The 8,397-nt window shown below is 38.1% G+C and carries 6 protein-coding genes; 3 read left to right on the top strand and 3 right to left on the bottom strand.

Annotation, left to right across the window (positions count from 1 at the left end):
• Positions 1–1,266, bottom strand: coding sequence for a valine--pyruvate transaminase (locus tag AC3DU7_RS18400; protein WP_488040768.1), 1,266 nt, complete (start codon positions 1,264–1,266; stop codon positions 1–3).
• 237 nt (positions 1,267–1,503) lie between these two features.
• Positions 1,504–1,656, bottom strand: a complete 153-nt coding sequence (locus AC3DU7_RS18395) for a hypothetical protein (RefSeq protein WP_488040767.1) — start codon at positions 1,654–1,656, stop codon at positions 1,504–1,506.
• A 6-nt stretch (positions 1,657–1,662) separates the two neighbouring features.
• On the opposite strand from AC3DU7_RS18395, the gene AC3DU7_RS18390 reads away from it, so the two are divergent.
• Entirely contained in the window at positions 1,663–2,496 is an 834-nt protein-coding gene (locus tag AC3DU7_RS18390; RefSeq protein ID WP_488040766.1) for a Tab2 family RNA-binding protein, read from the top strand.
• Positions 2,497–3,665: 1,169 nt separating this feature from the next.
• On the opposite strand, the gene AC3DU7_RS18385 is transcribed toward AC3DU7_RS18390, so the two are convergent.
• Positions 3,666–3,872, bottom strand: a complete 207-nt coding sequence (locus AC3DU7_RS18385) for a hypothetical protein (RefSeq protein WP_488040765.1) — start codon at positions 3,870–3,872, stop codon at positions 3,666–3,668.
• A 794-nt stretch (positions 3,873–4,666) separates the two neighbouring features.
• Here AC3DU7_RS18385 and AC3DU7_RS18380 point away from each other — a divergent pair.
• Both AC3DU7_RS18380 and AC3DU7_RS18375 read left to right on the top strand, forming a co-directional pair.
• Complete coding sequence (locus tag AC3DU7_RS18380) at positions 4,667–5,539, top strand: S-methyl-5'-thioadenosine phosphorylase (protein ID WP_488040764.1); 873 nt, start codon at positions 4,667–4,669, stop codon at positions 5,537–5,539.
• A 606-nt stretch (positions 5,540–6,145) separates the two neighbouring features.
• The gene (locus tag AC3DU7_RS18375; RefSeq protein ID WP_488040763.1) at positions 6,146–8,095 is read left to right on the top strand and encodes a lipoxygenase family protein; all 1,950 of its coding nucleotides are present in this window, start codon (positions 6,146–6,148) and stop codon (positions 8,093–8,095) included.
• The last annotated feature ends 302 nt before the right edge of the window (positions 8,096–8,397 follow it).

Below are 8,397 nucleotides of genomic sequence, written 5' to 3'. Positions count from 1 at the left end.
TTAAAAAATAGAAATCACCATCTTAGCTAAACGTTTCATACCTTCTTGAATATCCTCATCAGAAGCCGTTAAACTAATCCTAATACACTCCTGTTTATGAGACCATTCTTCGTGCAAACCAGGGAAAAAAGAACTTCCAGGCACAACAATAACCCCCACCTGCTTCAACTTTTGATAAAGTTCCCAGTCAGTCATCGGTAAATCTTTCAACCATAACCAAGCAAAAATTGCTCCCTCAAAACAATGCAGAAACCAGGGCAAACTTTTTGGTAAAGCTTTTGATAAAGCTGATTCTAAAATCGAAAACTTATTTTGATAAAAAGGCCGAATCACTTGAGTGGAAATTTCTGCCAAGGCCCCAGAATTAATTGCATCAGTAGCGATCGCTTGTCCATAACGAGGAGAATGAATACACATATTAGTCTGGAAAGCCTGCAATACCTCAATTATTCTCTCGTCCCCAATAGCAATGCCAATCCTTTCTCCAGGAAGTCCAGCCTTCGATAAACTCATACAATGACAGATATTGTCCCCAAATATTGGCTCCATCTCCACAAAATTTAATCCTGGATATGGAGGAGCATAAGCAGCATCCACAAACACTGGCACATCATAAACAGCGGCCCGGTCTGCAATTTTCTTCACTTCATCAGCACTAATCACATTACCAGTAGGATTACAGGGGCGTGAGAAAATGACACAGCCAGTATTTTCATCAATGACTAGCTGACTAAAATCTGGACAATACTTGAAGCGATGAGATTCAGCATCTATTTCCAGAGTAGGTTTATAAGCAACTACCGCTTCTGGCCGCAAACTCACTCCGCCATAACCTGTATAATCTGGACTCAGAGGTAGAACAATTTTTTTCAGAGTTTGGCTGCTAGTATATCCACCAAAAGCATTAGCAGCATAGAAATATATAGACTGAGAACCTGGGGTAATTAAAATATTGCGATCGCTTAAATTCAGGCCATAGCGACGGTTAAAATCATTGATAACTGCATCCATAAACGGTTGATAACCCTGAGATGAACCGTAACGCCCCACAACTTCCCCATATTCTGGACTTGCTAATAATTTTGTGGTACAGTCCCGCCACAACTTTTCTACTTCTGGTAACACCAGAGGGTTTCCTGAACTGAAGTTGAGAAACTCCTGTCCCTGGCCTGCTCGTAGAGTAGCAATAATATCTGCCATAATAGCCCGCACACCTGTGAGGCGGGACATAGTTGTACCAAATTCACTCAGGGCCGGATTAACCATAGCATCTAATAAAATATCAATAATATTGACAATTTTTTTATTCTAACCAATAATTTAGAATTTAGAATTATCTTTTCTTATAAAATTTAAGAGGATTGGTTAAAAGGATTTTTTTTCTCCTCTTGGTCTATTAGATATGGCGAGGAGACTTTGCCATCCCACCCTTCGGGAAGCTGCGCTAACGACCGCTTTTTTCTCCATAAATGGAGAGGCTTGATACTTGAGTTTTTCGGTAATTCAACCAGGCAATTTTCCTTCTTCCTTCAAAAATATATAGATTGACGATTTTTTAATTGTAGCCAAGAGTAATTGAACCAGGTAATTTTCCTTCTTCCTTCTTCCTTCTTCCTTCTTTCTTCTTCCTTCTTCCTTCTTAACTTCTTCCTTCAAAAATAAATGAACAATAGTATTTGGCAAGCAGATTATTATCGTCGTCCACTCAAAGATAAACAAGGCCAACAGCTATGGGAATTATTAATCTGTAATCCCACTCGTAGCCTAGAATTTACAGCTATTTGTCCCCAGTCAGAAGTTAATGCCAATTGGCTAGTGGAGCAACTGAGAAAGGTGGGTCAAGGCCAGGATTTACCCGGTACAATTCAAGTATTTCGACCTCAATCTTTGGGCTTAATTGAAACTGCAGCTCAAATGTTGGGGGTAAAAGTGGAAGCGACTAGACATACTACTGCTTTAAAACAATGGTTACTAGATAGGGTGCAAGAATATCAGAGGATGAAAACATATACTGGGGAATTTTATGATCCCTTAAAATTAGATTCTCCTCCACCCGTACCATTAGCTGAAAATCTTTGGGGCGATCGCTGGAGATTTGCTACATTACCTGCGAGTAATATTAAGGATATTATTGAGCGCCCAATTCCTATTTTGGCAGTACCTGAATTTCTTTTACCTTTAAATTTAGGATTGTCTTCAACACTTCCTATACCAGGGGTTGTTATAGATGGAGGTCGTCAGTCGATGAAATTAGCTCGATGGTTAGAAGCAGCTCAACCATACTTTTTAAAGTATGTTTCTGGCGATCCCGATGGGTTAATTTTAGAAGCAGGATTAGTAGATCGGTGGGTAGTTGCTACTTTTTCAGATCGAGAAGTGTCATTAGCAGCTCAAGTTTATGAAGAGAGAAAACAAGATAGTCAGGGGTTACATTTTCTGTTAGTACAACCAGATGATTCTGGGATGACTTATAGTGGATTTTGGCTTTTACAGTAAAAAAGAATGGTGTTATACCAAATTCAAAAAAGGCAGTTACATCTTAATTTGTGATTTCTTCTTAAAAGAAAAAATTATAAATTCCATAAATTCTAAAATTTCCACCTTTTTTCCTCTTTAATATTTATGTTTTTCTTTCTCTGTTCCCTGTTCCCAGCTCCGGTGTTCCCTGTTCCCTGTGTCCTCACGCTTTGCAATATTTTATGAAATTGGTATTACTGAAGAGGGTGCATGATATTACAGCAGTTTTGGAGTTGATGAGGTACAGAATTTTAGGACTTTAGGGAGTAGGCAGTAGGGAAAAAAAGATTAGTCTTAAAAGTGTACCTCACTATCCTAAAAAGTGCTGTAATCTTAATTATTTATTAGACACAAAACAAATAATCAGCAAGCCCTAACTTATAGTCGAATTAGCAAGCGATAGTATTTTATCTGTATAGGTGATAACTGTAGAGCATATTTATAAAAGAAATAGAAAATTAAGCCTTGATGTAGGTAGGGTGAGTTTTGCTAATGCAGAGCTTCAGGTGTATACGTAGTCAAGCATTGACGTTTAGGGCGACATGATATTAGGGCATATCCGACCTAGGCAATAGGAGCAGTTGTGTGCCAGCAAAACGGTTGTTGCCAATATGTTTGCGAAGCATTCCGTAGGAAAAAGGCAGGAATAATCTCACAAATCACAAAATAAAATATTTCACGCTACCACCGCAACCCACTGAATACTGAGTTTTTGAGGAGCTTCTTTAGATTTTTTTTACCGAAGAATTAAGGTTTAAAGCCTCTCCTTTAAAGGAGAAATAAGTGGTCGTTAGCGCAGCTTCCCGTAGGAAGTATATTAGAGCTAATTTTAGAAATAAAGTTAAATCATATCATGTCCATTTAATAGCGACATGAAAAAAATCAACCCTCTCACTCTAGCAGTAAATATCTTTATTCTCTCTGCTCGTTGCTAACTTACATTTATAAGTATTCAGGTGAATATCATATAATTGCTACAGCCCAGATTTGTGCAACAAGTTAATGTATAAACTGCTGAGTATAAGTCAGGTAGATTGTATGGATAGATGATGAGGGATTAGAAGAAAATTATCATGAACTGACTCTATGCTCTGAAATAACATTGATAAAGTCATAATTCAGAGATATAAAAAGTTTACTAAACCCCACTATTTGACAACACTAATTCGTCCAGCCATTAACTCTTCATAAACCTGTTTAATCTGGTTTTGTTCGGTGGTACTCAAAAGATTAGGTGAAAATAACGCTGTTCTTAAAAGCTGGCGATCGCTAGCCGAAATCTTACGAGCAGCAAAAATATTACTGACAACTAATTCTAGGGGAGTTTTTCTAGCTTTAGCTTGGTATTTGTTCATTGTTCCTAAAAAATCAGATAATTGTCCGACAAAACAGAAATATACCTAAAATACTGACTACCCACAGAAAGCGGTTGAGTGATGGCGATCTTCGGAGCAGCTCCGATCAGAGCGGGTCTCCTCGCCATATCCAATCAACCAAGAGAATTGAAAAAATATCTGGGTAGGAGAATTTTGGGTAGAATAATTAGGTATAAGAAGAATAAAGAAAGGGAACGACACAAAATTGAGTAGTTCTTATTCTCTTACGATATGACAAAAGTATAGTTTGTTTTATGAAATTTTGGTAAAGATTCAGCATAAACATTGAAGATTATGAAAAAATTAATTTTTTTTTATACATTCAACGATGAAAAATACTGAGAAATATGCTTTTTCTAATACTTATATAGTAGTTATAAATACTGATATAGTAGTTATAAATACTGAACTTAACTTTTGGCATTGCATAATTGTGGGATGATTTTATAAGAGAGGATCGACTATCATCCCCGTGTCTCCGTGTCTCCGTGTCCCCGTGTCGGTCTCAATCATCCCAGTATTCAGCAACGCCTAACTTTTGTACCCTATTCTCTTTCTCTTATAGTGTCCTATCGGTTTCTGTAAGGGGTTAAATACCTCACTCCACTATCACCCAAGATGCCAATACCCTCAGTGGGGTGAAATTCCCACAGGCAGTTTTCTCACTGACTTATTAACTACTAACTATCTCTTGCATTCAGTATTGAAACGGATATCGTTGCTAAAAATCCAGTAGAATACCTGAAAATGCAAAAATATTAGCTAATCTCAGAATGACCAAAGTAAAAATAGGAATTATTGGTGGTAGTGGTCTGTACAAAATGGAGGCACTCACAGATGTGGAGGAGATAAGGGTAGAGACCCCCTTTGGGCCTCCGTCCGATGCTTTTATTGTTGGTACTTTGGAAGGAACAAAAGTAGCCTTTCTCTCCAGACACGATCGCAATCACACATTATTACCATCTGAATTACCATTTCGTGCTAATATTTATGGTATGAAAAGCCTGGGTGTGGAATATTTAATTTCTGCTTCTGCGGTAGGTTCCCTCAAAGAAGAAGTAAAACCTCTAGACTTAGTAGTAGTAGACCAGTTTATTGACCGCACAAAAGGCAGAGTTTCTACCTTTTTTGGTGAAGGAATTGTTGCGCACATCACATTTGAAAATCCAACTTGTCCTCAACTAGCGAAAATGTTGGCAGATGCTGCGGAAAGTTTGAATTTATCAGATATAAATGTGCATCGTAGTGGCACTTATTTATGTATGGAGGGACCTGCTTTTTCTACCAAAGCAGAATCAAATTTATATCGTAGTTGGGGCGCAACAGTTATTGGGATGACAAATTTACCAGAAGCGAAGTTGGCAAGGGAAGCAGAAATAGCTTATGCAACTTTAGCGCTATCTACAGATTATGATTGTTGGCATGAAGAACATGAGAGCGTGACTGTGGACATGGTGATTAATAATCTACGCAAGAATGCGGTAAATGCCCAAAAAGTTATTCAGGAAACAGTACGGAGGTTGAACGAAAATCAGTTTGTTTCTGACTCCCATTCTGCTCTGAAAAATGCCATCTTAACTCCTTTGGATCGAGTACCTGCTCAGACTAAGGAAAAATTGAAATTATTATTGCAGAAATATAGTTAATAGGGAGGAGTCAGGAGTCAGGAGAAATGGGAATTATAGAAGAGGTAGGAGTCAGAATTTTGACATCTTTTCCAGTCTGAAGACACGGAGACTTCTAGTGAGTCTTAGATATTCGGCGAGTTGACCTTTTGCTGTTGCATAGCTAACGCACTCCATCAGGTACGTGCTAGCTAATACGTTAGTCTGACGCTCCCCTCCGTGTCCGTTTAAAGTTTCCGCAATTCGCAGCTCCTCCGGAATAGGCGCGCCCCTCGGCAACAAATCCATATTGTTACATATCTATATCTATTCAATAGACATCTCCAGGAAAGAGGGAACAGGGAACAGGGAACAGGGAACAGGGAACAGAGAAGAATAATTGATAATTTCTGGATAAGAATTGATTTTATTTTTAATTTTTGGAGATGTCTAATCAAAAACGATCTAAAAGTAGCTCGCTTATGGGCGAGGCGCATAGCAAATTTTTCGGTAAGAGTAGTTTTTCTGCCATAGTTAGCCTCAAATAGTAATATAGCAAATAGAACTTTTATTTCCTATTGACTCATAACTCCTGACTTCTTTTTTGATAAACTATACTTAATTTCTACCAAAAGGCATTTATTAAACATGACTAACTGTCCGACGGAGACCACAAGTTCATCAGTCAATCATAATTTAGAAGTAGCCAAACAAGAATATCAATATAACTATAACCACATTCCTCCTGTGGCAATGGTGAATGAATTACCAGAACAAGAAAAACCTTCTAAAGAATGGGTTTTATTATTGGCAAAGAATATACGTCTTCTCTTTTTGAATACCCTAATTACAAACCGAGGAAACCGAGGAAATAAAGGAGTAAGAGACGATGTAATCGAATATATCTTAGAAGTAATCTATGAGCAGATCAAATCAATAAAAACGGGAAAGGATAATAAAACTCTACAATTTTTTATCCAATTATTGTTGAACCAAAATTTATTAATAGCTCAACAACTTGTGAATCAAGGAATACCTAATGATTTTCGTGAATTAGATGACTTTTTTGTTTCCCTCCTTAAGGAAAATGGTCTGTTAATACTTAAGGATATTTCGGAGGAAGCTGTAGAAGTATTAAAGAAAGGAAGTCCAGAAGGTCATGCAACGAGTCTTGAAGATTATCAAAAGCTCTTCTCCTATAAAGAGCTATTTCCAGAAACAGGAGGGATACCGAGCATCGCTTATACTTTTGAAGAAGATGAAGTATTCGCTTATATGCGAGTAGCAGGTTATAACCCCCTAATGATCGAGCAGATATCAAGTCTTGACGAACGTTTTCCGGTGACTGAGACTCAATATCAGGAAGTTATGGGTAAAGATGATTCATTAGCATTAGCAGGAAAAGAAGGGCGACTCTATCTAGCAGACTATAAAATTTTGGAAGGTGCTCTTAATGGTACTTATCCTAATAAATACCAAAAGTATATTTATGCTCCTCTAGCTTTATTTGCAGTGCCAAAAGGTTCAGACCCAAACCGTAAATTACGTCCTGTAGCTATTCAATGCGGTCAAACCCCAGGAGCAGATAACCCCATCTTTACTCCCAACTCTTCTAAGTATGCTTGGTTATTTGCTAAAACAGTTGTAGAGATAGTAGATGCTAACTTTCACGAGGCAGTGAGTCATTTAGGGAGAACTCATTTATTTGTCGGATCATTTATTCCACCTACCCATCGTCAACTCCCCCAAAATCATTGCTTAAGTCTGTTGTTGCGTCCTCACTTTGAGGGTACTTTACTAATTAACGATGGTGCTCACAGGATTTTAATTGCTCCTAAGGAAGGAGTCGATCAGTTACTTTCATCTACTATTGATAACTCTCGTGTTTTAGCAGTATTAGGGTTACAGAGTTATGGTTTTAATGGGGCTATGTTACCTGAGCAACTGAAGCAGCGCGGGGTTGACGATCCTAATTTACTTCCTGTTTATCCTTATCGGGATGATGCTCTGTTAGTGTGGGATGCTATTCATCAATGGGTTTCAGATTATCTGAATCTTTACTATTCTAGAAATGAAGAAGTTCAGGCAGATCGGCGACTACAAGCTTGGGCAGGTGAAGTTATGGCTTTTGATGGTGCTCGTGTACCTGATTTTGGTGAAGATGGAGGTATTAAGACGCTAGATTATTTGATTAATGCTGTGACGTTAATTATTTTTACTGCTAGTGCTCAACATGCTGCTGTTAATTTTCCACAGAAAGATATAATGTCTTATGCTGCGCCGGTTCCATTAGCTGGTTATTTGCCTAGTTCAATTCTCAAAGGTGAAGTAAGCGAGCAAGATTATTTGGATCTGCTGCCACCTCTGGAGCAGGCACAAGGACAACTGAATCTTACATATTTACTGGGATCTGTCTATTACACGCAATTGGGTGAGTATCCGAAAAATCATTTTACTGATTCCAATGTGAAACCTCTACTTGAGAAGTTTCAGGAAAATCTGAATCAAGTTGAAGCGACTATTGAGCAGCGCAACTTAAACCGTCCACTTTATAGATATTTACTGCCTTCGAGAATTCCTCAGAGTATTAATATCTAGGGTTTGCTGAAAAAAGCAGAGGCTGGGAAGTGTGGGAAGTAGGATGAATAATTGTAGCTGTATCTTTCTGTGCTTGTCTACCCAAAGTCCTAACTTTTTCAGCTTGAGGAAGCAAAAAGTTAAAGTTTTGGGCTGACTATGGCAGAAAAATTAAGGGATAAAATATTCAACTACTTCTTCTAAATTCCCCATTCCTCCTGTTTGCGGAGCATTCCGTAGGAAATTCTGAATTCTGACTCCTCCTTTTACCATATAGCGCTTTTCACATGGATAGACTACAGTTAGTATGGGCAACCCAAAAG

The organism is Okeania sp., assembly GCF_983059655.1.
The sequence above is the reverse complement of the archived record's forward strand: the minus strand, read 5'-3'. Positions and strand labels throughout refer to the sequence as shown.